Source organism: Borborobacter arsenicus (genome assembly GCF_003934165.1).
GTDB lineage: Bacteria > Pseudomonadota > Alphaproteobacteria > Rhizobiales > Rhizobiaceae > Pseudaminobacter > Pseudaminobacter arsenicus.
Genome location: NZ_RKST01000006.1, coordinates 268,661 through 294,863 on the forward strand (window position 1 = coordinate 268,661; position 26,203 = coordinate 294,863).

Consider the following 26,203-nt stretch of genomic DNA (forward strand, 5'->3'; position numbering starts at 1 on the left):
CAAAGGTTCGAGGGGGCCATGGAACTTCCCGTCGCACTGCGCCAGGCGGTCGATCATGCTCTGGAAGGCGTCAAGCTGCCGGCACTGAAGCAGGCGGCAGATGTGCTTTCCAGGCGCTACCGTGCCGAAACACGCGACGGTCGCCTGCATCTGTCCGACGACATGGCGGCGAAGGCCTATCTCGCCGCGAGGCTGCCGGCAACCTATGCGGCGGTCCGCGCCAGCATCGGGAAGGTGGCGGAAGTCCGCCCGGATTTTTCACCCCATAGCTTGCTCGACATCGGCGCCGGCCCCGGTACCGTGCTTTGGGCGGCGCGCGACTGCTGGGAAAGCCTCGGGCTGGCGGTGATGGTCGAGGCGAGCCCGGCGATCCGCGCCGTCGGCAGCACGCTTGCCCGCCATGCCGCCCCCGTCGCCGCAAGCTATTGCCCCGGCGATGTCACCAGCAAATTCCCCGACCTGCAGCCGGCCGATCTTGTCACGCTCGCCTATGTGCTGGACGAGATCGCCCCCGATGAAATCGAGCCGCTGGTCGACCGGCTCTGGAGCCTGACCGGCGGTATCCTGCTCATTGTCGAGCCCGGCACGACGGCCGGCTGGCAGCGCATCCTGCGCGCGCGTTCGCGCCTTATCCGGGCCGGGGCACAGATCCTCGCCCCCTGCCCGCATCAGCAGGATTGTCCGCTTGCCGCTCCTGACTGGTGTCACTTTTCGCGCCGCGTCGCCCGCTCGCGGCTGCACCGGTTGGCCAAGGGGGGCGAGGTGCCGTGGGAGGACGAGAAATACATATTCCTGGCAGCGTCCAGAACACCGGGCGAGAGGCCAACCGGGCGTGTGCTCGGCACCCCGCAAACGTCCAGCGGCGTGGTCCGGCTCAAGCTCTGCGATGCCGGCGGTGCGGTCGGAGAACACGTCTTCAGTCGGCGCGACGGCGCGGCCTTCAAGGCTGCGAAACGGCTCGATTGGGGCGATGCGATGTGGGTGGAGTGAGGGGCGGAACCTTGCACGGCCTTCGTTCCTTCGCACCCCCTCTGGCAACGTAGGGCGCCGGTTTTGCCAAAGCATCTCTTTGGTAAAGAGCTACCCCTTCGCGACTATCTCCTTCAGCCGGTAGAGCGCTTCCAGTGCCTCGCGCGGTGTCATCTCATCGAGATTGAGGGCAGAAAGCGCCCCGCCGAGCGCGTCATTGGCGGCGGGCTTCGGCGGCTCCCTGCGTACCATCGCTGAAAACAGCGGCAGATCGTCGACGAGGCGATCGGCCTTGCCGGATGTCTCGCCGGCCTCGAGCTGGTGCAGCACGTCCTTCGCCCGCTGCACCACAGCGTCGGGGAGGCCTGCCAGCCGGGCCACCTGCACGCCATAGGAGCGATCCGCCGCGCCCTTGCCGACCTCATGCAGGAAGACCACGTCACCCTCCCACTCCTTGACCCGCATGGTGACGTTGTGCAGTCGTTCCAGCTTGCCGGCAAGGGCGGTCATCTCATGGAAATGGGTGGCGAAGATTGCCCGGCAGCAGTTCTTCTCGTGCAGATATTCCACCGCCGCCCAGGCAATCGACAGTCCGTCGAAGGTCGCCGTGCCGCGCCCGATCTCGTCCAGAATGACCAGCGAGCGCTCGCCTGCCTGGTTGAGGATTGCCGCCGTCTCGACCATTTCGACCATGAAGGTGGAGCGTCCACGCGCCAGATCGTCGGAGGCGCCGACACGGGAAAACAGCCGATCGACCACGCCGATGCGCGCCGATGCCGCCGGCACATAAGAGCCCATCTGGGCGAGGATGGCGATCAGTGCGTTCTGGCGCAGGAAGGTCGACTTGCCGCCCATATTCGGGCCGGTCAAAAGCCAGATCGCCCCGGCCTTGGCGCCGTTCTCCGGCGACAGGTCGCAATCATTGGCGACGAAGCCATTGGCGGCGGCGCGGCGCAGCGCCTGCTCGACCACCGGGTGGCGCCCGCCGACAATCTCGAAAGCAAGGCTGTCATCGACCACCGGCCGACGCCAGGCCTCGGCCGAGGCAAGCACGGCGAGACTTGAAGCCACATCGAGCATCGCCAGCGCCAATGCTCCGGCACGGATCGTGTCGGCATGGCCCACAGCTTCGGCAACCAGCGCATCGAAAGTGGCAAGTTCGATGGCCAGCGCCCGCTCGGCCGCATTGGCGATCTTCGTCTCCATCTCCGCCAGTTCGGTCGTGGTGAAGCGCATGGCGTTGGCCATGGTCTGGCGGTGGATGAAACGCGCCTTGGCTTCATCGGTGCCGGTCATGACCGCCTGATGATTGGCGGTCACCTCGATATAATAGCCGAGCACATTGTTGTGCCTTATCTTCAGCGAACGGATACCCGTCTCCTCGACCAGCTCACGCTCCATGCCAGCGATGACGCGGCGCGATTCGTCGCGCAGCGCCCGCATTTCGTCGAGTTCGGCATGGTATCCCGCCCGCACGAAGCCGCCATCGCGTTTCAGCAGCGGCAGGTCGTCGGCCAGAGCTGCCGTCAATTGATCGGCAAAGCGGATCGGCAGCGCCGAGATAGCTTCCAGCGCCTCCTTCACCTCCGCCGGCACGATCGCATCGGCAAACAGCGTCCTGAGCGCCACGGCCGCCTCGAAGCCGGAGCGCAACGCGCCAAGGTCGCGCGGACCACCCCGGTTGAGCGCGAGCCGCGTCAGAGCGCGCGGCATATCGGCCACGCCCTTGAGACAGGCGCGCAGTGCCTCGCCAAGCCGCCGCTCGGTAAGAAAGAACGCGACCGCATCGAGCCTCCGGTTGATCGCCTTGGGGTCGGTCAGCGGCGACATTAGTCGGTCGGCCAAGAGGCGGGCGCCCGCCCCAGTCACCGTGCGGTCGATGGCGCTGAACAGCGAGCCGTCGCGTCCGCCATCCGTGCTTCGCAGCAGTTCCAGATTGGTCCGCGTCGCCGGATCGATGAACAGCGTCGTGCCGGCCTGCTCGCGCTCCGGTCGCGACAGTGGTGGCCGTTCGGCCTTTTGCGTCTTTTCGACATAGGCGATGACGCCGGAGATTGCTGACAGTTCAGCGCGTGAGAAGGTGCCGAAACTGTCGGGCGTCGCCACTTCGTAGAACCGGGCGATGCGGGAAGGCGCCGAAGCTGAATCGAACAGGCTCGGCGGCTGCGGGCTCGCCACCTGGCCGATGAGATCGAATACCGGCTTCAGCTCCTCATCACGGAACACCGGCTCGGCCAGGATCAGTTCGCGCGGATCGACCCGGAAGATGTCTGCCAGCAGATTGTCGGCGCTGGTTTCGGCCACCCGGAAAATACCGGTCGAAAGCTCGATCCAGGCCAGCGCGTAACTTGTCTGGTTGCCTGTCGCGCTGACGCGCTCCCCGGCTCTTGTATCCGCACCACCCTTGACCCGCCCCAGCGCCATCAGGAAATTCGATTCCGACGGCGCCAGCAGTTTGTCCTCGGTGATGGTACCGGGCGTGACCAGCCGGATGACATCGCGCTTCACCACCGATTTCGAGCCGCGTTTCCTGGCTTCGGCCGGGTCCTCGATCTGCTCGCAGACGGCGACGCGATGGCCAAGGGCAATCAGCTTCTGCAGATAATCGTCGGCGGCATGGACCGGCACGCCGCACATCGGAATGTCATGGCCCTGATGCTTGCCCCGCTTGGTGAGCACGATACCGAGCGCGCGCGAGGCAACTTCGGCATCGTCGAAGAACAATTCGTAGAAATCGCCCATGCGATAGAACAGCAGCGAATCGGGGTTCGCCGCCTTGATCTCGATATACTGCTCCATCATCGGCGTGGCGGCCGCGGCCGGCTGCGCCGGGGAACTGTTCTCGATGTGGATCGGTGTTTCGTCGTTCAATGTATCGTCCAAAAAGAAGAGCCCCGCCCTGATTGGCGATTTACAGCGTCGGAGTGTAGCCTTAATGCCGAACGGTCCACAAAAATAGACTGCGTCAGGCGAGGAAACGCAAAGCATGGCATCCGGCAACAAACCTGAAAATCTCGGTCCTTCCGTCAGCACCCAGGAGGCGCTCGAGTTCCACGCCGCCGGCAGGCCGGGCAAGCTCGAAATCAACCCCACCAAGCCGATGGCGACACAACGTGACCTGTCGCTGGCCTATTCGCCGGGGGTAGCCGCGCCGGTTCTGGCCATCGCCGACGATCCGAGCCGCGCCTTCGACTATACATCGCGCGGCAATATGGTCGCCGTCATCAGCAACGGCACGTCGATCCTCGGGCTCGGCAATCTCGGCGCGCTTGCCTCCAAGCCGGTGATGGAAGGCAAGGCGGTGCTGTTCAAGCGCTTTGCCGATGTCGATTCCATCGATCTGGAAGTCGACACCGAGAATGTCGACGAATTCATCAATTGCGTGCGCTATCTCGGACCGTCCTTCGGCGGCATCAATCTGGAGGATATAAAGGCGCCGGAATGCTTCATCATCGAGCAACGCCTGCGCGAACTGATGGACATTCCGGTGTTTCACGACGACCAGCACGGAACGGCGATCATCGCCGCTGCCGGACTGATCAATGCGCTGGAGATCACCGGCCGCGACATGAAGACGACGCGGCTGGTCTGCAACGGCGCCGGCTCGGCCGGCATCGCCTGTATCGAACTGGCGAAGGCGATGGGCTTTTCGCCCGAAAACATCATCCTGTGCGACACCAAGGGCGTGGTCTATCAGGGCCGCACGGAGGGCATGAACCAGTGGAAATCGGCCCATGCCGTCAAGACCGAAAAACGCACGCTGGCCGAGGCGATGGATGGGGCCGACGTCTTTTTCGGCGTTTCGGCCAAGGGAGCACTGACATCTGCCATGGTGCGATCCATGGCGAAGAACCCGATCATCTTCGCCATGGCCAATCCCGACCCGGAGATCACGCCCGAGGAAGTGGCCGACATCCGCACCGATGCCATCATGGCGACCGGCCGCTCGGATTATCCGAACCAGGTCAACAATGTGCTCGGCTTCCCCTACATCTTTCGCGGCGCGCTCGACGTGCGGGCAACCACCATCAATGATGAAATGAAGATCGCCGCCGCGCAGGCGCTGGCCGCCCTTGCCCGGCAGGACGTGCCCGACGACGTCGCCGCCGCCTATCGCGGCAGCCGGCCGAAATTCGGCCCCAACTACATCATTCCGGTGCCGTTCGATCCACGCCTGATCGCCGCCGTTCCGCTCGCCGTCGCCAAGGCGGCGATGGATTCGGGCGTCGCGCAAAGGCCGATCCTCGATCTCGGCAAATATGCCAACGAGCTGTCGGCCCGTCGCGACCCGATCGCCTCCACCCTGCAGCGGATCTATGATCGCGTTCGCCGCCACCCCAAGCGGGTGGTGTTCGCCGAGGGCGAGGAAGAGCAGGTGATGCGGGCGGCCGTGTCCTATGCCAATCAGGAACTCGGCACCGCGATCCTGGTGGGACGCGACGAGATCATCAAGGAAAACGCCCGCAATGCCGGCATCGACATCAACAAGCCCGGCATCGAGATCATCAATGCAAGGCTTTCACGCCGCAATGCCATCTACGCGGACTATCTCTATGAACGGCTGCAGCGCAAGGGCTTCCTGTTCCGCGACTGCCAGCGGCTGATCAATACCGACCGCAACCACTTCGCTGCCACAATGGTGGCGCTCGGCGATGCCGATGCCGTGGTCACCGGCGTGACGCGCAACTATTCCACCGTGCTGGAAGATGTCCGCCGGGTGATCGACGCACGGCCCGGCCACAGCGTCATCGGCGTATCGATCGCGCTGTGCCGTGGACGCACCGTGATCATCGCCGACACCGCCGTCCATGACATGCCCGATGCGGTCGAGATCGCCGACATCGCCGAGGAGGTCGCAGGCTTCGCGCGCCGCATGGGCTATGAGCCGCGTGTTGCCATGCTCGCCTATTCGACCTTCGGCCATCCGGCCGGCGAGCGCTCCGAGCGCATCCAGGAAGCGGTGAAGATATTGGACAAGCGCCGCGTCGATTTCGAATATGACGGCGAGATGGCCGCCGATGTGGCGCTAAATCCGCGCATTATGCAGCAATATCCGTTCTGCCGTCTCTCCGGGCCGGCGAACGTGCTGGTGATGCCGGCCTATCACTCGGCCTCAATCTCGACCAAGCTCCTGCAGGAACTCGGCGGATCGACCGTGATCGGCCCGCTGCTGGTCGGCCTCAACAAGCCGGTGCAGATCGTTCCGCTCAACGCAAAGGACAGCGACATCGTCAATATGGCGGTGATCGCCGCCTATAGCGCCGACACGTAATACGCTACAACAAGCCGGCCTGCCCGGCGGCCTCGCGCAAGTTTTCACGCGGACGCGGCCCAATCTGCTGGATGACCAGGCCTGCGGCAAGCGACCCCAGCCGGCCGCAATCCACAAGGCTGCGGCCTGCCGTATAGCCGAACAGGAAGCCGGCGGCATAAAGGTCGCCGGCACCCGTCGTATCGACAAGCTTGTCGATCTCGATTGCATCGACGGCGACGGTTTCGTCGCCCTTCACGATAACCGAACCGCGTTCGGAACGTGTGACAGCGGCGATGCTGCAATCCTTGCGGACAAGCTCCAGCGCCTGTTCGAACGACTCCGTCTGGTAGAGCGATTTCAGCTCGCTTTCATTGGCAAAGACGATATCGACGGTGCGGCTGCGCATGAGGTCAAGGAATTCGCCGCGATAGCGGTCGACGCAGAAGGGGTCGGACAGCGTCATCGAGACTTCCCGTCCGGCTTCATGCGCATGCCGGGCGGCCAGCAGGATCGCTTCCTTCGCCCGCGGCGGGTCCCACAGATAGCCCTCGAAATAGGTGACCTTGGCCGCGCGCGCCTTGTCGGCCTCGACATCCTCCGGCCCGAGTTCGACGCAGGCGCCGAGATAGGTGTTCATCGAGCGCTCGCCATCGGGCGTGACGAAGATCATCGAGCGCGCCGTCGGCGGGTTGCCGGCAAGCGGCCTGGTGTCGAACGCCACACCCTGCGCGCGGATGTCATGCGTGTAGATGTCGCCGAGATGATCTTGCGACACCTTGCCGAAGAAGGCGGCGCGACCACCGAAGCTGGCGACGCCCGCCGCCGTGTTGCCAGCGCTGCCGCCCGAGGCCTCGATCGCCGGACCCATATGGCTGTAGAGCAGTTCGGCGCGCTCGGCATCGATCAGGTTCATGGCGCCCTTGATGATGGCGTTGTCGCGCAGGAACGCTTCGTCGCACTGGGCGATGATGTCGACGATAGCGTTGCCGATACAAAGCACGTCATATTTGGTCATGAATCCCCGCAGGCAAAGGCTGGTCGCGCGATCAAATCGCCAGCGGTCTAGCCGTTTGCAACGGCTTCTTGCAAGGAATTTGGACGCCTGCCTTCCCGTTTGCCGCGCTATGCGGGAAAACGCCCCTGAACAAGCCTGTCCCGACAGCCTCCGCAACCGATGATTGACGCCATCCGAAACCATCGCTAATCCTGTCGCCGGAATTGGTTTCGCCTCGGCGAATGAAAAGGGAACATGGTGAGGTCGATCGGTCGGCCGAATCCGTGACTGCCCCCGCAACTGTAACCGTTGAGCCGCTTCACCCAAGTCACTGACCCGTTTGCGGGTCGGGAAGACAGAAGCAGGCAATGACACGGAAGTCAGGAGACCTGCCTTTTCCGGTCACCCATGCCCGGGCACGAGGGGTGCTCAGGCGCGGCCGTCCGTAGCGGTGACACAAATGTGTTGCCGCGCGTTCGAATGGCTCAGGGGCTCAGTGCCCCGCAATCCTTCCGATCCGCGGTTTTTAATGGCTTGGCCGGCGATACGCCTCAGGCCAAACGGAGGGATGAATGACGACAGGAGTTTTACGCGCAGGCATCGTGGCTCTGGCAGCCGGTGCCGCCGCGCTACTCATATCTCTGGCACCTGCATCCGCCCAGGAAAGCGATGATGCGACGATCCAGCTGAACCAGATAACGGTAACCACTCCTTTGCGGCGCGAATCGGCACTGGCGAGGAGCACGTCATCCGTGACGGTCATCGGCGAACAGGAAATCGAAAAATCGGCTGCCGCCGACCTGCCATCGCTACTGAAGACCTATGCGGGCGTCTCCGTAAGGACCAATGGCGGCTTTGGTGCCGATTCCAGCGTATCGCTGCGCGGAACGTCGCCAAGACAGACGCTCGTGCTCATCAACGGTGTTCGCGCAAGCTCCGCCACGCTCGGCACCACAGCGATCTCGGCCATTCCACTTGCCTCCATCGAGCGCATCGAAATCGCCAAGGGCGGGCATTCGGCGCAATACGGTGCCGACGCCATCGGCGGCATCATCAACATCATCACCAGGCAGGGCGGTGCCTGCGACAATGGCAATGCCGCTTGCGGTACGTTGACCGCCGGCGTGATGCATCCCTGGGGTGGATATGTCTCCGGCAATGTCGGCGGCCGCACCGCCGACGGGGTGGACTATTCTCTGGGCGGCAGCCTGTTCGGCACGCGCGGCTACGACTTTACCACTCGCAGTGATGAGCTCGATGAGGATGGCTTTCGGCAGGGCTCGCTGAACTTCGCTCTGTCGAAGGAATTCGACTGGGGCCGTCTCTATGCCGACGGGCTCTATGCGCGCGGGCGCAATCAGTATGATCAGCGGCCTCCGGCTCCAAACGAGTCCGACACCGACAATTTCGCCGGAAAGATCGGCGCGCGCGTCGACCATTCGGAAAGCTGGTCCTCGACGCTCGAGCTGACGAGCTCGGTCGACAAGTCGATCAATTTCCGCGGCGACGTGCAGGGAGACATTTTCGACACGCTGCGCTACGGCATCTTCGCTTCCACGCAAAAGACCTTCGAAACCGAGAAGGCTCGCCATGTGGTGACCGGCGGCGTGGAAGCCTATCGTGAGAGCGTCGATGGGAGTTCGGTCTTCGGCCTGCCCTATGACGTGACCGACCGCGACCTGGCCGCGGTATTCGGCCAATATTCATTCGAATATGAGGTGCTCACCGTCGATACGGGCCTGCGCTATGATCACAATGACCAGTTCGGTGGCGCCACCACCTACAATATCGGCGCGAGCTATGAATTCGTGCCGGGACTGGTCGCCCGCTCCTCATTCGCCACCGGGTTCCGGGCACCGACCTTCAATGAGCTCTACTATCCCTTCATGGGCAATCCGAACCTGTTGCCGGAGGAATCGCGCTCTTACGAGGTCGGCTTGAACTGGCAACCCACCGAAGCCACCAGCCTTGATCTGGCGCTCTATCGGACACTGATCCGAAACCAGATCAACTGGGGCGAAGTCAGGCCGGAAGTCTGGCTGCCGTCGAATATCGAGCGCGCTATGATTACCGGATTCGAAGCCACGTTGGGCCACCGATTCAATGATAGCCTGTCGGGGCGCGCCTCGATCGACATCCGCGATCCGAAAAACCGCACAAGCGGTTTCGACATTCCCTATCAGTACCGTTTCAAGGCGGCTGCAGAGCTGGAATTCCAGGCGACCGAGGAACTCGCTCTCGGGGCCGCAGTCGTCTATACGGGCAGCCGCTTCACCAATGACTTCAACACAGTCAAGCTGCCGGCCTATACGACGGTCGACCTGCGGGCATCCTATGCCTTCGACGAGCGGTCAGAGCTGAAGCTGGCAGTCGAGAATGTGTTCGACGAACAATATTCAACCTCGAACGGCTTCCGTTCTCCCGGCCGCACGTTCAATCTGAGCTTCTCACGGAGCTTCTGACGGGAATGCTATCCCTCACCCGGTTCGGCACATGCCTGTTTCTCGCGGCGGCGGCCCTTTCCATAGTGTCGCCCGCTGCGGCGGGGCAGGCGCCGGGCAGGGTCGTGTCGATGAATGTCTGCACCGACCAGCTTGCCATGCTGATCGCCGGCGAGGGCCAGCTCCATTCCGTCTCGGTGCTCGCCAGCGATCCCAGCACTTCCGTCATGGTCAGGCAAGCGAAACGCTATGTCGCCAATCACGCACTCGCCGAGGAAATCTTCCTGATGGAACCGGACCTGGTCCTTGCCGGAACCTTCTCGCCACGCGCGACGGTCGGCCTCCTGCGGCGTCTCGGCTTCCGCGTCGAGGAATTCGCGCCGGCGAGGTCCTTCGGCGATGTGCGCGAGAACATCACCCGTATCGGGGAGTTGCTGGGTCGCCGGCAAAGAGCCGCCGAACTCGTGGCTGGGCTCGACCGGGGACTTGCCGCCCTGCAGCAAGCGCCGGCATCGGGCAAGACCATCGCACTCTCCGATTCCAACAGCTACACCACCGGGACCGGCACGCTCGCCGATGAAATCTTCCAGGCCGCCGGCCTTACCAATATCGCCGAAAAGCTCGGCGTCGCCGGCACGGTGCGCCTGCCGATGGAGCTCTTGATTATGGCCAAGCCCGACATGATCGCCATCAGCAATCACGACTATGGCGCGCCGGCGCTGGCGCAGGAGAATTTCGTGCATCCCGCCTATCGGGCGCTCGGCGCGAAGGCGCAGATGGTGGAGGTGCCGGTGCCCAATATGATCTGCGGTGCCCCCTTCACGCTGGAGGCGGCAACCATTCTCCAGAAGGCGGCGGCACAGTGAGCGATCTCGCCCGGTACAGACTTGTTGCGTCGATCCTCGCCGTCGCGACGGTGGTCCTGTTCCTGCTCTCGCTCACGGTGGGACCGGCCGGCATCGCCTTCGGCGACAGCATGGCTGCCCTGTTTTCCGACAAGGGCGACGGCATCGCGCTCATCATGCAGGAGATCCGCCTGCCGCGCGCTATCCTGGGGCTGATGATCGGCGTCACGCTCGGCCTGTCGGGCGCGGTGCTCCAGGGCTATCTGCGCAACCCGCTCGCCGAGCCCGGCCTGCTGGGCATCAGCGCCTCGGCCTCGCTCGGCGCCGTGCTTTCCATCTATACCGGCCTGTCGGCCGCCTTCGCGCTCGGCCTGCCGCTCGCGGCCCTTGCCGGCGCGGTTATAGCCGTTGTCGTCGTGCAGGCCATGGCCGGAACGCGCGGCGGGTCGCTGACCATCATCCTCGCCGGCATCGCCGTCACCAGCTTTGCCGGCGCCATGACCTCGCTGGCGCTCAATCTCTCGCCCAACCCCTTTGCCGCGCTTGAAATCATGTTCTGGATGCTCGGCTCGCTGACCGACCGTTCCATGACCCATGTCTGGTTGGCCGGCCCGTTCATCCTCGCCGGCTGCCTGATGCTTGCCGGTCTCGGCCGTTCTCTGGATGCGCTCACGCTCGGCCGCGATGCAGCAGCGAGCATGGGCGTCGATCTGAGGCGGGTGCAGTTCCTGGCGGTGTTCGGCACCGCCGCATCGATCGGTGCGGCCACCGCCGTAGCCGGCGCGATAGGCTTTGTCGGCCTGGTGGTACCGCATATATTGCGTCCGCTGGTCGGGGCCAAGCCGTCGCGTCTGCTGCCGGTCAGCGCGCTTGGCGGTGGCTGCGTGCTGCTTTCCGCCGACATATTGGTGCGCATCATCGCGCCGGACCGCGACCTGAAACTCGGCGTGCTGACTGCGATCGTCGGCGCGCCATTCTTCCTCTGGCTGGTCTACAAGACGCGAAAGGAGCTGGCGTGACGCTGCTTTCGCTATCCAGCCTGAAAGTCTCGCTCGGCCAACGGCCAGTCCTGAAAGGCATCACCCTCGACGTCGCGGCCGGCGAGTTCATCGGCCTGATCGGCCCCAATGGTGCGGGCAAATCGACCCTGCTGCGCGCCGCACTCGGGTTGCTGCGCGGCAGCGGCGATATCCGCATCGCCGGGCGCGATACCAAAGCCATCTCCGCGCGTGAGCGCGCCCATCACATCGCCTATCTGCCGCAGGAGCGTGAAATCGCCTGGCCGGTATCGGTCGAAACGCTGGTCGCGTTCGGGCGCGCTCCGCATCGTAGTCTTGGCGGATTGAGTGCACAGGATATCGCGGTGATCGAGCAGGCGATCCAGCGCATGGAAATCGACGAATTCCGCCATCGATCCGCAATCGAACTTTCAGGCGGCGAAAAGGCGCGGGTGCTGATTGCCCGCGCGCTGGCGCAGGACGCGCCGCTGCTCCTGGCGGACGAGCCGACCGTCGGGCTCGATCCCTGGCACCAGATAACGCTGATGCGGATATTTGCCGATCTTGCCCGCGAAGGCCGGGGCGTGATCGCCTCGATGCATGATCTCGGGCTCGCAGCCCGCTGGTGCACACGCCTGATCATGATCGATCACGGCATGATCGTTGCCGATGGTTCACCGGAAGCGGTGCTGACCGCCGAGCGCCTGCGGCAAGTCTATGGCGTGACGAGTTTTATCGACACTATCGCTGGCGGGATGGTGGTGCAGCCGCTGGACGTTGACCGCAAGGCCCACTGATCGCAGCCAACAAAAAAAGCCCGGCACGACGGCCGGGCTTTCAAACAGATTGGCTGCAATTAGGCGGCGCTACCGCCGATCCAGTGCGACAACGCTGTCTTGGGAAGCGCGCCGACCTTGATGTCGGCGACCTCGCCATCCTTGAAGATCATCAGCGTCGGAATGGAGCGCACGCCATATTGCGCGGCGATCTCGGGATTCTCGTCGATATTGAGCTTGGTGATCTTCACCTTGCCGGCCAGTTCGGTCGAAATCTCTTCCAGCGACGGGCCGATCATCTTGCAGGGGCCACACCATTCGGCCCAGAAATCCACCACGACAGGCCCGGAAGCATCCAGCACGTCGGATTTGAAATTGCTCTTGTCGACCTTCACAGTGGCCATGAGAAAATCCTTTCGGTTCGATGTCGCACCATATGTGGTGGATATCGGGCGGGCGTTCAAGCACCCCTTGTGTCACGCCTGCGTGAGTCGGACAAGGGCGTCTTCCATCGCGCGATCGGGAATCTGCAGCAGGGCGGGTGCTGCCGTAAACAGCAGGCAGGCCGAGACCTTGCGCCCGGGATAAAGCGGCTGAAGCAGGGCCCGGTAAAGCGCAAGCTGCGTGACATAGCCCAGCGGAATTTCCTCCGGTGTTGCGGGCGGGTGCCGGTCGGTCTTGTAATCGACGATCAGGACCTCGTCGGCGGTGACGGCGAGGCGATCGATCTTACCCGAGATCGGGCGCAAGCTACCCCTCACCATCAGTTTGCCCATGACGGCGACTTCGGCGCGCGAGCCTTGCGCAAACAAGGGCGCAAATTGCGCCGCCGTCATGATCCCCTCGACCGCGGCAAGCGCGGCGGCGCGCTCATGTTCGGGCCAGTCCGCCGCAACCCGGTCCATATAGCGCACCGCGGCAGCCGCCCTCCCGGCCTGGTCGATGCCCGGCAGGACCTGCAAGAGCTTGTGCAGGATGAGGCCGCGTGCAATGGCAAAACCGGGCTCGATATCCGGGTCCAGCACCGGCGAGCGGCTGGACACCGGCGCTTCCTGCTCCTCTTCGATCAGGGCCGATGCCCCGGATGGCGACAGCGGTCGCGGCAGTTGCTCGGATAATGGCGGCCCTTTCAGCAACCTCTCAGGCATGGGTGCCGGGGTCGTCACCACTTCGCTCGCCTCGCCGTCTGGTGTCGGCTGCACTTCCTGTATCGGCGTGACCCGGAAGCGATGCACGCTATCGTCGCTCACCGGATGCTGGCGCGCTTCGCTCTGCGGGCTGGCGGTCAGCGCGGCACTCACCAATGCATGCCAGGTCGCGGGGTTTTGCGCCCGCTTGCCGTGATAGCCGCAAATGATCACCCGATCCTCAGCGCGCGTCATGCCGACATAGAGCAGGCGGCGATATTCATCGTCCGCGCGTTCCCTTGCGCCAAGGCTGGCAGCTTGCGAGAAACCATTGGCGACGTCACTGCCCGACCGCCAGAGATAGCCTTTGACATGGCGCAATTCGCCCTGAGGCTGGAACGGCATCAGGCGCGGCAGATGCTGCTCGCTGAAGGGCGCGGCACCGCCATCGACCAGGAACACCACCGGCGCCTCCAACCCTTTTGCGGCGTGCACGGTCATGATACGGACCTCGTCGCGTGTCTGGTCCATCTCGCGCTTGATCTCGGGGCCCGCACTTTCGAGCGTGGCCAGGAAGGCCTCCAGCCCCGGAAGCCCGGTACGCTCTTCGGCAAGGCAGAAATTCAGGAACTCATCGAGGATATCGCCAGCATCACGTCCGAGCCGGGCGATCATTTTGCGGCGAACCTTGTCGCGGGCGAGAATGGCGGAATAGAACTCGAAGACCGGCTTGAACGCGGCCTGGGTCGACCATGTGTCCAACTGATCCGCCACCCGCGCCAATTCGGGTGCGCCCTGCCCATGCCACCGCAGCGAGTTGAACAAGGACATGCCCGCCGGCCGGCCATTTGCCAGCGCAAACAGCGTTTCTTCCGAAAGCTGGAAGATCGGGCTCTTGAGCACCGCCGCCAGCGAAAGGTCGTCTTCCGGCTGGATCAGGAAGCGGCCAAGCGCCATCATGTCCTTGACCGCAATATGCGCCGGCAGGCTTAGCCGGTCGGCACCCGCAACCGGGATATTGCGGTTCTTCAGGCTGCGCGCCAGCGCATGGACGAAACGGTCGCGCTTGCGCACCAGAATGATGACGTCGCCCGCCGTCAGCCGCTTGCCGGTACCTTCGATGATCTCGCCTGAAGAAATCCATTTCTCGATGGTGGCGGCGACATTTTCGGCAACGCGCACGGCCGGCGCATCGGCATGGTCGATGGCCTTGGTCCAATCCTCCGGCTCCTCCACGCTGGAGGCACCGAGCGAGGGCCAGATTTCGACATAGCCTGCGGCGCCGGAACGGATGGCGCTGTGCTGGATGGGTTCGGGATCGAGCGTGATGCCGCGTCGCGCTTCATCGCTGGAAAATACGGTGTCGACCGCGCGCAGCACGTCGTCGGTGGAGCGGAAGGACAATGTCAGCCGGATGGCCTCGAAACTGCCATTGGCGGCGCGGATTTTCTGCGAAAACTCATGACCGGTACGGGCGAAGGATTCAGGCGCCGCGCCCTGAAACGAATAGATCGACTGTTTCTCGTCACCGACGGCAAAGACCGTGCGGTGCACATTGTCGCGCGCGCCCATGCCGGCGAAGAACTCCTCCGCCAGCCTTTCGACCACCTGCCATTGCTCGGGGCTGGTGTCCTGCGCCTCGTCGAGCAAAATATGGTCAATGCCCTTGTCCAGCTTGTACTGGACCCATGGCCCGGCATCCTGCCTTGCCAGCAGGCGCACGGTGCGGGTGATGAGATCGTTAAAGTCGAGAAAGCCGCGCCCGGCCTTCAACTGTTCGTAGCGCGCGATCAGCCAGTCGGCGATGGTAAGGGCCGCGCGGGTCCCTTCCAGCATACGGATCAGCGCCAGCCGATCGGATGTCTCGAGGACCAATAATCCCATACGCTCGAACTGGGTCTCGAAGTCGGGGAAATGCTCGGCCACGCCTTTCGAGGCGATGGTCCTGGTGCTGCGAAGCACCCAGCCCTCTCCCGATTTCTTCGTCAGGAAGGTCGCATGCAGCTTTTGCAGCCGCTTTACCGGATCGTCCTGCCGGCAGGCCTCGGCCAGGTTTTCGGCAAAACTCTGCGCATTGACCTTGCCGGCGGCAATGGCGCGGCGGCCAAATTCCAGCGCCAGCGCTTCGTTGAAATAGGCGTCCGGCCAGACGGTATCGGCTATGCCGCTCGCCGTGTCGCCCTCGCCGAAGCCGAATTCCTCGAACAGCGCGGCATAGTCCGACGTGCCGTCCCCTACCGCATCGATGAAGGCACGCAGCCCGTCGCGCTTTTGCACGATTTCGCCGAGCAATGCATCAAGCCCTGCCTCGCCGCCGCGCTCCAGCACCATGGCGAAGGCCTCGGCGAGCGCCGGGTTTTCGCTTGCCGCGGCACCGGTAACCATTTCGCGGCGCGCCGCCGCAAACAGCGTTTCCTCCATCAGCGGGTCGAGAAGCTGGAAATGCGCCGCGATATTGGCTTCGAGCGGAAACTGGTGCAGCACCGATTCGCAGAACGCATGGATCGTCTGGATCTTCAGCCCGCCCGGCGTTTCCAGCGCTTCGGCAAAAAGCCGCCGCGCACGGCGCAGCTTGGCGGCATTCGGCCTCTTGCCGTCGAGCTTCTCGATCTCGGCGGCCAGGTCCTCGTCGCCCAGCATCGTCCACCGCGACAGATTGCCGAAGACGCGGTTCGACATGTTGGCAGCCGCCGCGCGCGTATAGGTCAGGCAGAGGATTTTCGAGGGGTCGGTGCCCTCGAGCAGCAGGCGCGTGACGCGTTGCGACAGCACATGCGTCTTGCCGGAGCCGGCATTGGCCGACACCCAGGCCGAATTCTGCGGATCGGAAGCCCGCGCCTGGCGCTCGGCGGTTTCAGTCGGAACGGGCGGCAGCTTCTTCATTCGTCGCCACCCGCATCCTGCGGATTGTCGCCGCCGGCCGACCATTCGAGCACGCGGGCGAGATGGTCGTAGTCGCCGTCGGTTTCGCCCTCGCGAAACGGCAGGGCGCGCGACAGATAGCCCGTATCCGCCTTGTTATAGTGCTCAAGCAGCACTTCCAGCCTTTGCCAGGCTTCCTCCGACAGGTCGTCGGCGCTGCGCGGCTTGCGGTTGAGCTCCAGGATCGATTCCTCGATCACTTCGCCATTCGGCTTGAAGCGGATGAAGGCCAGTTGCGATGGCTCGGCCCGCCCCAAGGCACGAAACGCGCCGCGCTTGAGCAACGCGCCTTCGAGCGCCAGTTGCGGTGCAAGCAGCGTGTGCGCCTGCGCCTTGGAGGGCGAGGCGCCGGTCTTGTAGTCAAGCACATCGGCCATGTCGCCCGGCAGCATGTCGATACGGTCGGCATAGCCGGACAAGGTGACATCGCTGTTGCCGACCGGCGTCTTTTCCGCCCGTTCTTCCGGGTGCCGGCTTTTGACCAGCGGCGCACGCAGGCGCTCCCAATCGATGATCTCGCCGGCGAGTTTTTCAAAGCGCGGCCACCACACCGCTTCCACATCGGCGGGCAAGGCTGCCTCGGCGAAACAGGCGCGGCCTGCCTCAAGCAGGGCTTCGGTCGCGCTTGGATCGAGCGGATCGATGCCGGATGCCGAAAAGCGGTGCATGATGGCATGGAACAGCGTGCCCCGCTCGGCCGCACCCGGATCGCGCATCAGCGGATCGAGCGGCATCAGGCCAAGGATCCGTCTTGCGTAGATCGCATAGGGGTCGCGCCGCAGCGTCTCGATCTCGGTCACGGAAAAATGCCGTGGCCGCGCCGCCAGCGGCGGCACCGGTTGCGGCCGCGCAGCAAAGGGAACTTGCGGGCCTATATCGAGGCCACGCGCCCAATGCAGCAATTCGTCGCCGCGCCGGCGCATCGTCTCTGCCTGCTCAGGCCCGATAAAGGTCAAGATGCGCTGCAGCCAGCGGGAGGGCACGGCCGGCGCATCTCCCGACCTTGCCGACCGGGCAAGGATAACCTTGCCCATGCCCATGGCCATCTGGAAATCATGCGCCGATTGGCCGATCCGCCGCTCCGGCGGCTCGAGATCGAGCCCAGTCTTCATTACCCGCGACATGAAGCGATCGGCCTCTGCCTTGCGCGGCCAGGTGCCCTCGTTCAGCCCGCCGATGACGATGGTGCCGACAGTCATCAGGCGCGCTTCCAGTGCGCCCCAGATCGACACACGGCTGTCGCCGCCATGCGAGGGCTTGACCGTCTCGGTTGCGATCAGCGCCTCCATGACGTCCGGCCACTCGTCTACGTCGAATGATAACGCCGCGGTAGAGGCCACCAGCCCGCGCAGGAACTCGGCCAGCTTGGCGCCGGCATCGCCGGCATAGAGCTCTTCCAGGCTGCCGTCTTCGCCGCGCCCGAGCGCTTCCAGCGCAACGACGGTGGCATGCAGGATTTCCGCGAGTTCGACAGATTGGCGATTGCTGAATGCGGCAAGCGGGGCCAACGCATCATGCAGATGCGCAATTACCAGCCGCGCTTCCTCGATCCGTCGCACCGTCATGCGAGCAAACCAGAAGGGCGCGCGGCGGTCTTCTGCCAGAGCTTCCAGCCGCGTCTCAAACAGCGCGGCAATACCCGCCAGGCCGGGCCGGCCGGTGCCGCCCCGAAGCGCGACCAGTTCGACTGTCTCGGCAGCCCTTCGCACCAGCGCCCGGTTCAACCCCAGGCAAAGCAGCGGGTGTTTCAGCAGCGCCATGATGGCGACCGGATCGCCGGGCCGGAACATGGCCTGCAACAGCAGCCGCAGCAGCGAGCCGGACGGCGTATTGGCAAGCGGCGTGCCGCCCGAATCGTCAGCCTGGATGCCGAAGCGCAGCAGCTCGGTGGAAACCCGTCGCGCAAGATTCCGGTCGCTGGTGACCAGGGCTGCGGTTTCCTGCGGCGCTTCCACCGCCCGGCGCAAGGCAATGGCGATCGCCACCGCCTCGTCACGCTCATTGGCAGCCTCGATCAGAGATGCATTCGCAAATGCCTGCTCCAGCGCTTGGCCACTCGTGCCCGCGCGCAGCCCGGCCCAGTCATCGGTCGCTTCGGCCGGCAGCAATGCCTGCCCGACGGTCAGTGCGCGCAAGGCCAGCGACGGGGCAACCGTACCCATCTCCTCCACGTCAGCCCGCAACAGCCCGATCTTCTGCAACAGCCTGGCGAGACCATATTGCGGATGGCCGAGAAGCGCCGGCGCCGGCATCGGCTCGGTGATGGCGGACCAAGCGCGCTCATCCATCCGCGTATCGAGCCCGGGCAGAACCACCGCGCCGCGCGGCAGACCGGCAATGGTGGCGAGCAGCTCGGCGGTTGCGGGAATGGAGCCGGTCGAGCCGGCGGCGATCACCGGACCGGCCGGCGGATTTTGGCGCAAGCGCTCCGCCTCCAGCCGGATCAGAGCGCTGCGATGCACAGCGGGGTTGGAGCAGCCACGTTCGGCCAGCAACGTTGGCCAGTTGCTGGTAACGATTTCAAGAAAATCCAGCGTCACCTGCCACCAGCCGGCAAGATCGCCGGAAACAAGTTCGCCAAGCTTGCCCCAATCCGAACCCTCGGTCTCGATCTCGTCCATCAAGCTGGCAAGATCTCGCGCCAGCCACAGCGAATCCGAGGTCGAGGCCGGCACGACGATCTCCTCCTCGAACAGCGCAGCGACATGGGAAGGAAGGCGGCTCTTCCAACGCCTGACCAGCGGGGCCAGCAACAGCAGCCGATCGATGGGCGCGATCGGCGGGGCGAGTTCCAATTCAACCGCGCCCCCCGGTGCAAAAGCAGCTTCCGCTTCGTCGAACTCACCCAGCGGGCGGATCATCGGCAATATGGCCGAGCGGCCTCCGGCCTTGTCCACGAACACGCCGCGCAATTCGCGAGCGGCACGGCGCGTCGGCACATAGATGGTGACATCGGCGAGAGCCGTCGGGTCGTCACTGCCGGAAAAATCGGGAATGAGACGACCGGCCAGCAATTCGTCTGCAAGTGTGGGCAGGAAGGCCGCGCCGACCGGCACCGAGAATACTCTTGGCAGCCGCCGCTCGGTCATACCGCTTGCGCCAAGGCGTCGGCGACCGCGGCTTCGGCAGGCGCAAGCGCATCCGGTGTGCCGACGGTGATCCAGCGCCCTTCCATCGCCATGCCATGCAGCCGCCCCGCCGCGATGGCCCGGTCAAAATAGAGGTTTAGCGAGTGCGGCATGGCCGTCGCTTCGGCGAATATCCGCGGATGGAGGATCGCAGCCCCCGCATAGATCAACCCCGCCGGATCGCCCAGGGCACGAGCCAGTGTACCGTCCGCCTTCAGGAGGAAATCGGTTGTGCCGCTATGGCCCGTCGCGCTGGCCGGATCGGCAAGCATCAGCAGGACATCCATCCGCGTTTCGTCCCAGGCAAGCGCCAGTCTTTTGAGGTTCGGCGTGCCGGCATCGATCCAGAATGTATCGGCATTGATTATGTAGAACGGCTTTTGCCCCAGCATGGGCAAGGCCTTGACGATGCCGCCGGCCGAATCCAGCAGGCCTTCGCTCTCGTCCGAAATCACGGTTTCCGGTTTCCGGCGGCTGGCGAGATGGGCGACGATCTGCTCAGGGAAGTAATGGACGTTGACGACTGCCTTGGTAACACCCGCCACCGCGAGGCTGTCCAGGCCCCAGTCCAGCAGCGTCTTGCCGGCAACCCTGACCAACGGCTTGGGCATGGTGTCGGTGATCGGCCGCATGCGCTTGCCAAGCCCCGCGGCCAGCACCATCGCTATTCCTGGCGTCGTCTGCGCGGTCAAATTCCTTACCCCCGGTCAGAGCGTGATGACTCTTCTTCGAATCGTCATCACACTCTATCTCTTTGTTTGAGCGTGATCTTTTCCGAAAACCGGCTTCCACTTTTCGGGATCATGCTCGAGCCCATGACGTTGGTAGAAATCGCGCAGCGGCGCAAGGGCCGGATGGGCGAGCGCCCGGCCGAGATAGTCGCGGATGCGCGGCAGATGCTTCAGATAGCCGGGCTTGCCGTCGCGCCGGTCGAGGCGGATGAAGATGCCCAGTATCTTCGAATTGCGCTGCGCGGCCATGATCGCAAAGGCTTCGGCAAAGGCTTCGGCATCGAAGGGCCCCGCAGCGCTGCGGGCAGCGATATAGGCTTCGAGCGTCGTCGCTTCGATCTCTAGCGGGACGGTGACCCGTGCATCCATGGCAAGCGAGGCGACGTCATAGGCCGAAGGCCCGATCAGCGCATCCTGGAAATCGATGATGCCGCAGCGGTCATGGCCGATCCTGTCGGCCCGCCAGATGATGTTGGGCGAGTGGAAATCACGCAGGACTATGCTTTTCTCGGCCGCTTCCAGCCGGTCGAACAAGGCCTCCCAAACCTGCCGGAAACCGGCGCGCACGGTTTCGTCGGCCTGGCGCCCGGTCATGGCCGGGAAATACCAGTCGAGCAGCAGTTCGACCTCGATCATCATGGCATCGCGGTCGAAATCCGGCACCTCGTGGAAAACGCCTGCCGCCAGTTCGATACGGCTCGGCCACTGCCTGCCGTGAATGGCAGCGAGCAATTCGGCAGCCGCCGCATATCGGGTGGCCACAGGTTCGCCGGCAGCCAGGAAATGCTCCGTACCGAGATGTTCCATCAGCAGGAAACCGTTCTCGATATCCTGCGCGTCAATCGTGGGAACCGAGACGCCGCCCTCGTGCAGCGCGCCGTCGATCGCCACAAAGGCCGCGACGGTCTGTGCCGTATGAGCAATCTCGGCATAGGATTTCCCGTCGCGGATGACCGGACCAAGCACCAGGCGGGGCGAATTCATCAGCACGCGCGGTTGTTCGCCTGGGCGGGTCACGATCTCATAGGAGCGGGCCGAAGCATCGCCAATGAAATGCGTACGCGCCGCAGCGCCCCATCCGGACCGGGTCAGAAAGTCGCGAATGGCAAAGCTGCGGGCAATCCGCGCTTCGACTTCGGCCGGCGCGGTGATCCGGGCAAGACGACCATCATCTTGCTCCAGAAGTTCGATGCGGGCAGCGGATTCAGGCAGGCGATCGCCGGCTTTCTCCGGCCACTCGACCAGCACCGCCCCCTGCTCCAGCATCTCGTCGAAGCCGAGTTCATCCAGCTCGGCGGGCGAGGACAAGCGATATAGATCGAAATGATGAACGGGAAAGCGCGCCTCATAGGACTGGACCAGCGTGAAGGTCGGGCTCGGCACCTCCAGATCGGCATCGTCCGCCAAGGTCCGGATCAGGCTGCGTGCCAGCGTCGATTTGCCGGCACCGAGATCACCATGCAGCGCAAGCACGTCGCCGGGCCTCAGTGCAAGCGCCAGATCCTGTCCCAGCATCGCGGTTGCGGCTTCGTCGGGCAGAAAGCGCTCCAGGGTGGAAGCGGTCATCCTCGTATCATCCAACAGGGCCTGCCGAAATCAAGCGCCGTCACTCGGCGGCGGCGCGCGTGCCGGACGGCGCCAGCGGAAACTGGCATATCACGGTCGTGCCCTGATCCCTGCCCGAGACGATCCGCACCGTACCGCCATGCAGTTCCACGAAGCTCTTGACGATCGACAGGCCAAGGCCCGCACCTCGCCGCCTGCCGCCATTCGTGCGCGGCTCGAACCGCTTGAACACCGTGTCCAGTATTTCCGGCGGCATTCCCGGCCCGTCGTCATGAACCGAGAACTCGACGCCCGCAGCCGCCTGCCGGCATGACAATGAGATCGTGCTTTGTTCGGGCGCGTAATTGGCTGCATTGCTGAGCAGATTATACAGGATCTGGCGGATGCGGGTCTCGTCGCCATGGAAGGCCTTTGGAGCCTCGGCGGCATCGATCGCCAGCCTTATCCCGTGCTCCTCCAGCCGATCGGATACCAGCTCGGCCGCTGCCGCGATGGTCTGGTCGACACGGACTTCGGCAATCTCCAGCTCCATGATCCCGGCATCCACCGTCGCCAGATCGAGAATGTCGTTGACGATGGTCAGAAGCACCGCAGACGACGAGCCGATATGGCCAAGATATTCGCGCTGGCGCGGCGCCAGCGGCCCTGTCGCAGGCAGCGACAGCAGTTCGGCAAAGCCGATAATATTGGTCAGAGGCGAGCGCAGTTCATAGGATACGTGCTGGACGAAGTCGTTCTTGAGCTGGTCTGCCTTTTCCAGCGCCTCGTTCTTGTCCTTCAGCGCCCGCTCCACATTGACGCTGTCGGTGACGTCAACGAAGGTCGTCATCACCTGGCCATTGGGCAGATGCACGATGGCGTAGCGCAAGACCGTGCCGTTGTTCAGTTCCGTCTGGCCCTGGCCGTCGCGACGCTCGTCGTCAAAACCGGTGACGGCGGCAACGAAGCCACCCCAGGGGCTGTCCTTTGCGACCGCATCACATTGCTTGCGAATGACCGAGATATGGGTATTCGGCTCGACGAATTGCGCAGAAAGGCCCCAAAGTGTCGTGAATGCCGGATTGGACAGACGAATGCGCCCATCCGGCCCGAACACGACAACGCCTTCGGTCAGATTGTCGAGGGTTTCGCCCTGCACCCGCACGGCGGTGTTGTAGCGGCTTTCGAGATCGATGCGCTCGGTCAGGTTCTCGAAGACCCAGGTCACGCCGCCGGTCGGCTGCGGATTGGCGATGACACGCAGCGTGCGGCCGTCGGGCAGATGCCACCAATGTTCCTGCGATTCGACCGCACGATAGGCGCCGAGCAGGTTTTCCTTCCAGCGGCGCCATTCGGGCTGCTCGGCGATTTTTCCCTCGCTGCGCAGCCGGTCGAGCAGCAGGGCATTGTCGGGAGCGCTCTCCAGGAAGGCCGTGTCGAGGTCCCAAAGCTTCTGAAAGGCCTGGTTGAAGAAGCCGAGCTTTTCCTGCGCATCGAAAATCGCCACCGCGGTGGTGAGCTGATTGAGCGTATCGGCGTGGCTGCGAAGCGTGTGCTCATGCACCTCGCGCAATCCCTCCGCACCGCTCATGTCGAGCGCGATGCCGGCCGAACCATCGCCGCTGGCAAAGTCGGTTACCGCAAACACCTTTCGATCGCCGCCGATGACGGTGGAAAGATCCTGCTTGAAGATCGGGCCCGCAAGGCGCTGCTGTTCGATCTTTTCACGCGCCGCACTGCCGAGAAACTCCTTGCCGTCCCGGACAGCTTCTTCACTGTCCGACGCCGCGACCGCCTGTGCATAGGCGCGATTGACCCACTGCAGGCGGCCATCGGCCGTGCGGATCCAGAACGGCATGTCGAGCGCATCGATGAGCCCCAGAATGGTTTCATGATCCGCCGATAGCTGCTGGTTCTCCAGCCGCAGCCGCGCCTGGCTTCGCTGTGTTTCCGACAGCGAGACAAAGCGCAAAATGACATGGAACGGGCTTTTTCGCCCCTGGGCTTCAAGCGGCGCCCCGCTCCGCGTTTCCACCACCAGATCGAAGGCGGTGCCTCTTTCGCGAAGTCCGGTCAACGCATGATCGAGGGCGGCGGCCGAGCGCGGCATCAGCCATCGTCCAAAAGCAAGAAAGGCCGAGCGGTCTTCAGGCGCCCCTGCTTCGGCGGGCAGCGACCCCAGAAGCTCGGGCTTCTCTTTCTCGCGCGCCCAGACCACCAGGCGCTGGTCGCGCAGATTGAGAAGCGCATCCGACCGCTGTTGCGCGGCGTTGAGATCGGCGACGCGCGCGCGCAGATCGACATTCTCGGCGGCTGTCCGGGCCCGCTCGCGGATCATCACGATCGCCGAGAGAAGGGCCGCACCAAGGACGCCGACAAATACCGCAAGCTGCATGACTTCGACGGTGCCGACAGACAGGCCGGCCCGGTCTGCCACGCCCTGGGCGATGGCGATATCGGCGAAAAGCAGGCCGGAGAGCGATGTCGCCGCGAAAAATCCGCGCGTCCTGCGTCGCCACGGCCGCAGCAACGCCTGCCGGTTGGACAGGGTCACCGCCCTGTCGCCCGAATCCTCGTGGCCTCCGGAAACGGCCTGTCCCGCGCGGAGCGGGTTGTCCCCCGGCATGTCCTTTTCCTCTCCGCCGCCTGGAGCGGCGGACTTTCAACTGGAATAGCGCCGCCGCTCTGTCATCTGCTCACACATCGGATCGCCTGGTTGCGCTACCGATGCCCTTGCCGCAAGCAGCCCTGGTTCCCGCTTCCCGGTCCCCACCCACGAAGCCCAAAGCGTTGCGAATCACGGCACCATAGCCGTTGCACGAATCGTCGTGAAGAAGCTCGCGCGGCAAAAAGAAAACCGGGCGAAAAGTCAATCGCCCGGCCTCAACATCTAGTATATTGGTTAATGAAAATTAATACCTGTAGTGATCCGGCTTGAATGGCCCTTGCGAGGTCACGCCGATATAGGCGGCCTGCTCGTCGCTCAGTTCCGTCAGCTTGGCACCGAGCTTGTCGAGATGCAGCCGCGCGACCTTTTCGTCGAGATGCTTGGGCAGCACATAGACCTGATTCTCATAGGCACCAGGCTTGGTCCAAAGCTCGATCTGGGCCAGCACCTGATTGGTGAAGGAAGCCGACATGACGAAGCTCGGATGCCCGGTCGCATTGCCGAGATTGAGCAGCCGGCCTTCCGAAAGCAGGATCATGCGCTTGCCGTCCGGGAAGGAGATCATGTCGACCTGGGGCTTGATATTGGTCCATTTAAGGTTACGCAGCGCGGCGACCTGAATCTCATTGTCGAAATGGCCGATATTGCCGACGATGACCATGTCCTTCATCTGGCGCATATGGTCGAGGGTGATGACGTCCTTGTTGCCGGTGGTGGTGATGACGATGTCGGCACTCGAGGCCGCGTCTTCCAGCGTGACCACCTCATAGCCATCCATAGCGGCCTGAAGCGCGCAGATCGGATCGACCTCGGTCACCTTCACGCGCGCGCCGGCACCACGCAGCGAAGCAGATGAACCCTTGCCGACGTCGCCATAACCGCAGACCACGGCGACCTTGCCGGCCATCATCGTGTCGGTCGCGCGTCGAATTCCGTCGACCAGGGATTCCTTGCAGCCATATTTGTTGTCGAATTTCGACTTGGTGACACTGTCATTGACGTTGATGGCCGGGAAGGGCAGCAGGCCCTTCTTCTGCAGCTGATAGAGGCGATTGACACCGGTCGTGGTCTCCTCAGTGACGCCGCGGATCGCTTCCCGCTGCCTGGTAAAGAAGCCGGGCGTCGCCGCCATGCGCTTCCTGATCTGCGCAAACAGGATTTCCTCTTCCTCGCTGCCCGGATTGGACAGCACGTCCTCACCTGCTTCGGCACGGGCACCGATCAGGATATACATGGTGGCGTCGCCGCCATCATCCAGGATCATGTTCGACGTGCCGCCATCGGCCCACTGGAATATGCGATCCGTGTACTGCCAGTATTCCTCCAGCGTCTCGCCCTTGACGGCAAAGACCGGGATATCGCCGGCCGCAATCGCGGCCGCGGCGTGGTCCTGCGTGGAAAAGATATTGCACGAAGCCCAGCGGATTTCGGCGCCGAGCGCCTTCAGGGTTTCGATCAGCACAGCCGTCTGGATGGTCATATGCAGCGAGCCGCTGATGCGCGCGCCCTTCAGCGGCTGGCTTGCCGCAAACTCGGCCCGGCAGGCCATCAGCCCCGGCATTTCGGTCTCGGCGATTTCGATTTCCTTGCGGCCCCAATCGGCGAGCGAAAGGTCGGCGACGATATAATCCTTGCTACCTGACATGGCAGAGCTCCGATGCGATGGTTGGCGCGCACGCACCCTGCACAGGGTCAAGAAAGCGCGATCATGCCGGCGTGATTAGCAGATCGCCGCCTTTTTCACAACGGGACATAAAGAAATCTTTATCCGTGCATGTCATCCAAATGGATGACATGGGTCAGGA

At 63.8% G+C, this 26,203-nt stretch carries 15 protein-coding genes and 1 riboswitch; of the genes, 6 read left to right on the forward strand and 9 right to left on the reverse strand.

The features are described 5' to 3' along the window. Positions 1 to 18: 18 nt before the first annotated feature. On the forward strand, positions 19 to 990 hold the full coding sequence (locus tag EET67_RS11965) for a small ribosomal subunit Rsm22 family protein (protein WP_128626403.1): 972 nt from the start codon (positions 19 to 21) through the stop codon (positions 988 to 990). Positions 991 to 1,080: 90 nt separating this feature from the next. On the opposite strand, the gene mutS is transcribed toward EET67_RS11965, so the two are convergent. Further along, entirely contained in the window at positions 1,081 to 3,852 is a 2,772-nt protein-coding gene (mutS, locus tag EET67_RS11970; protein WP_425359522.1) for a DNA mismatch repair protein MutS, read from the reverse strand. Between the two features lie 103 nt (positions 3,853 to 3,955). On the opposite strand from mutS, the gene EET67_RS11975 reads away from it, so the two are divergent. Beyond that, positions 3,956 to 6,241: an NADP-dependent malic enzyme gene (locus EET67_RS11975; protein WP_128626404.1), complete on the forward strand. Its 2,286-nt coding sequence runs from the start codon at positions 3,956 to 3,958 to the stop codon at positions 6,239 to 6,241. A 4-nt stretch (positions 6,242 to 6,245) separates the two neighbouring features. On the opposite strand, the gene EET67_RS11980 is transcribed toward EET67_RS11975, so the two are convergent. Continuing rightward, positions 6,246 to 7,238 carry an adenosine kinase gene (locus EET67_RS11980; RefSeq protein ID WP_128626405.1) on the reverse strand — a complete coding sequence of 331 codons (993 nt, stop codon included), beginning with the start codon at positions 7,236 to 7,238 and terminating at the stop codon, positions 6,246 to 6,248. A gap of 187 nt (positions 7,239 to 7,425) precedes the next feature. After that, positions 7,426 to 7,628, forward strand: a riboswitch (cobalamin riboswitch). A gap of 161 nt (positions 7,629 to 7,789) precedes the next feature. Between EET67_RS11980 and EET67_RS11985 the strand changes: the two genes are divergently transcribed. The 4 genes from EET67_RS11985 to EET67_RS12000 are packed head-to-tail and all read left to right on the forward strand — an operon-like array spanning position 7,790 to position 12,298. After that, positions 7,790 to 9,679 carry a TonB-dependent receptor domain-containing protein gene (locus tag EET67_RS11985; RefSeq protein WP_128626406.1) on the forward strand — a complete coding sequence of 630 codons (1,890 nt, stop codon included), beginning with the start codon at positions 7,790 to 7,792 and terminating at the stop codon, positions 9,677 to 9,679. Between the two features lie 5 nt (positions 9,680 to 9,684). Further along, on the forward strand, positions 9,685 to 10,524 hold the full coding sequence (locus EET67_RS11990; RefSeq protein ID WP_128626407.1) for an ABC transporter substrate-binding protein: 840 nt from the start codon (positions 9,685 to 9,687) through the stop codon (positions 10,522 to 10,524). After that, positions 10,521 to 11,522, forward strand: coding sequence for a FecCD family ABC transporter permease (locus tag EET67_RS11995; RefSeq protein WP_128626408.1), 1,002 nt, complete (start codon positions 10,521 to 10,523; stop codon positions 11,520 to 11,522). Before EET67_RS11990 ends, EET67_RS11995 begins: the two co-directional genes overlap by 4 nt. Next, on the forward strand, positions 11,519 to 12,298 hold the full coding sequence (locus EET67_RS12000; RefSeq protein WP_128626409.1) for an ABC transporter ATP-binding protein: 780 nt from the start codon (positions 11,519 to 11,521) through the stop codon (positions 12,296 to 12,298). Before EET67_RS11995 ends, EET67_RS12000 begins: the two co-directional genes overlap by 4 nt. A 59-nt stretch (positions 12,299 to 12,357) precedes the next feature. On the opposite strand, the gene trxA is transcribed toward EET67_RS12000, so the two are convergent. From trxA to ahcY, 7 genes are all read right to left on the reverse strand, one after another. After that, complete coding sequence (gene trxA / locus EET67_RS12005; protein ID WP_128626410.1) at positions 12,358 to 12,681, reverse strand: thioredoxin; 324 nt, start codon at positions 12,679 to 12,681, stop codon at positions 12,358 to 12,360. Positions 12,682 to 12,753: 72 nt separating this feature from the next. Further along, a complete protein-coding gene (addA, locus tag EET67_RS12010) occupies positions 12,754 to 16,287 on the reverse strand; it encodes a double-strand break repair helicase AddA (protein WP_128626411.1) in 3,534 nt (1,177 codons plus the stop codon). Beyond that, positions 16,284 to 19,415 carry a double-strand break repair protein AddB gene (gene addB / locus EET67_RS12015; protein WP_128626412.1) on the reverse strand — a complete coding sequence of 1,044 codons (3,132 nt, stop codon included), beginning with the start codon at positions 19,413 to 19,415 and terminating at the stop codon, positions 16,284 to 16,286. Before addB ends, addA begins: the two co-directional genes overlap by 4 nt. Then, positions 19,412 to 20,116, reverse strand: a complete 705-nt coding sequence (locus EET67_RS12020; protein ID WP_128626477.1) for a nucleotidyltransferase family protein — start codon at positions 20,114 to 20,116, stop codon at positions 19,412 to 19,414. The genes addB and EET67_RS12020 overlap by 4 nt, the downstream gene beginning before the upstream one ends. Positions 20,117 to 20,200: 84 nt before the next feature. Continuing rightward, complete coding sequence (tsaE, locus tag EET67_RS12025) at positions 20,201 to 21,751, reverse strand: tRNA (adenosine(37)-N6)-threonylcarbamoyltransferase complex ATPase subunit type 1 TsaE (RefSeq protein ID WP_128626413.1); 1,551 nt, start codon at positions 21,749 to 21,751, stop codon at positions 20,201 to 20,203. Positions 21,752 to 21,791: 40 nt separating this feature from the next. Next, positions 21,792 to 24,356, reverse strand: a complete 2,565-nt coding sequence (locus EET67_RS12030) for a sensor histidine kinase (protein ID WP_128626414.1) — start codon at positions 24,354 to 24,356, stop codon at positions 21,792 to 21,794. 286 nt (positions 24,357 to 24,642) lie between these two features. Further along, on the reverse strand, positions 24,643 to 26,043 hold the full coding sequence (gene ahcY / locus EET67_RS12035; RefSeq protein WP_128626415.1) for an adenosylhomocysteinase: 1,401 nt from the start codon (positions 26,041 to 26,043) through the stop codon (positions 24,643 to 24,645). Positions 26,044 to 26,203 lie beyond the last annotated feature (160 nt).

Bases quoted from the DNA above. Each gene is read 5' to 3' on its own strand.
- EET67_RS12030 (WP_128626414.1), bottom strand. From the start codon at position 24,356: ATGCCGGGGGACAACCCGCTCCGCGCGGGACAGGCCGTTTCCGGAGGC.
- EET67_RS11975 (WP_128626404.1), top strand. From the start codon at position 3,956: ATGGCATCCGGCAACAAACCTGAAAATCTCGGTCCTTCCGTCAGCACC.
- EET67_RS11990 (WP_128626407.1), top strand. From the start codon at position 9,685: ATGCTATCCCTCACCCGGTTCGGCACATGCCTGTTTCTCGCGGCGGCG.
- ahcY (WP_128626415.1), bottom strand. From the start codon at position 26,043: ATGTCAGGTAGCAAGGATTATATCGTCGCCGACCTTTCGCTCGCCGAT.
- EET67_RS12020 (WP_128626477.1), bottom strand. From the start codon at position 20,116: ATGGTGCTGGCCGCGGGGCTTGGCAAGCGCATGCGGCCGATCACCGAC.
- tsaE (WP_128626413.1), bottom strand. From the start codon at position 21,751: ATGACCGCTTCCACCCTGGAGCGCTTTCTGCCCGACGAAGCCGCAACC.
- EET67_RS11965 (WP_128626403.1), top strand. From the start codon at position 19: ATGGAACTTCCCGTCGCACTGCGCCAGGCGGTCGATCATGCTCTGGAA.
- trxA (WP_128626410.1), bottom strand. From the start codon at position 12,681: ATGGCCACTGTGAAGGTCGACAAGAGCAATTTCAAATCCGACGTGCTG.
- EET67_RS11985 (WP_128626406.1), top strand. From the start codon at position 7,790: ATGACGACAGGAGTTTTACGCGCAGGCATCGTGGCTCTGGCAGCCGGT.
- addA (WP_128626411.1), bottom strand. From the start codon at position 16,287: ATGAAGAAGCTGCCGCCCGTTCCGACTGAAACCGCCGAGCGCCAGGCG.
- addB (WP_128626412.1), bottom strand. From the start codon at position 19,415: ATGACCGAGCGGCGGCTGCCAAGAGTATTCTCGGTGCCGGTCGGCGCG.
- EET67_RS11980 (WP_128626405.1), bottom strand. From the start codon at position 7,238: ATGACCAAATATGACGTGCTTTGTATCGGCAACGCTATCGTCGACATC.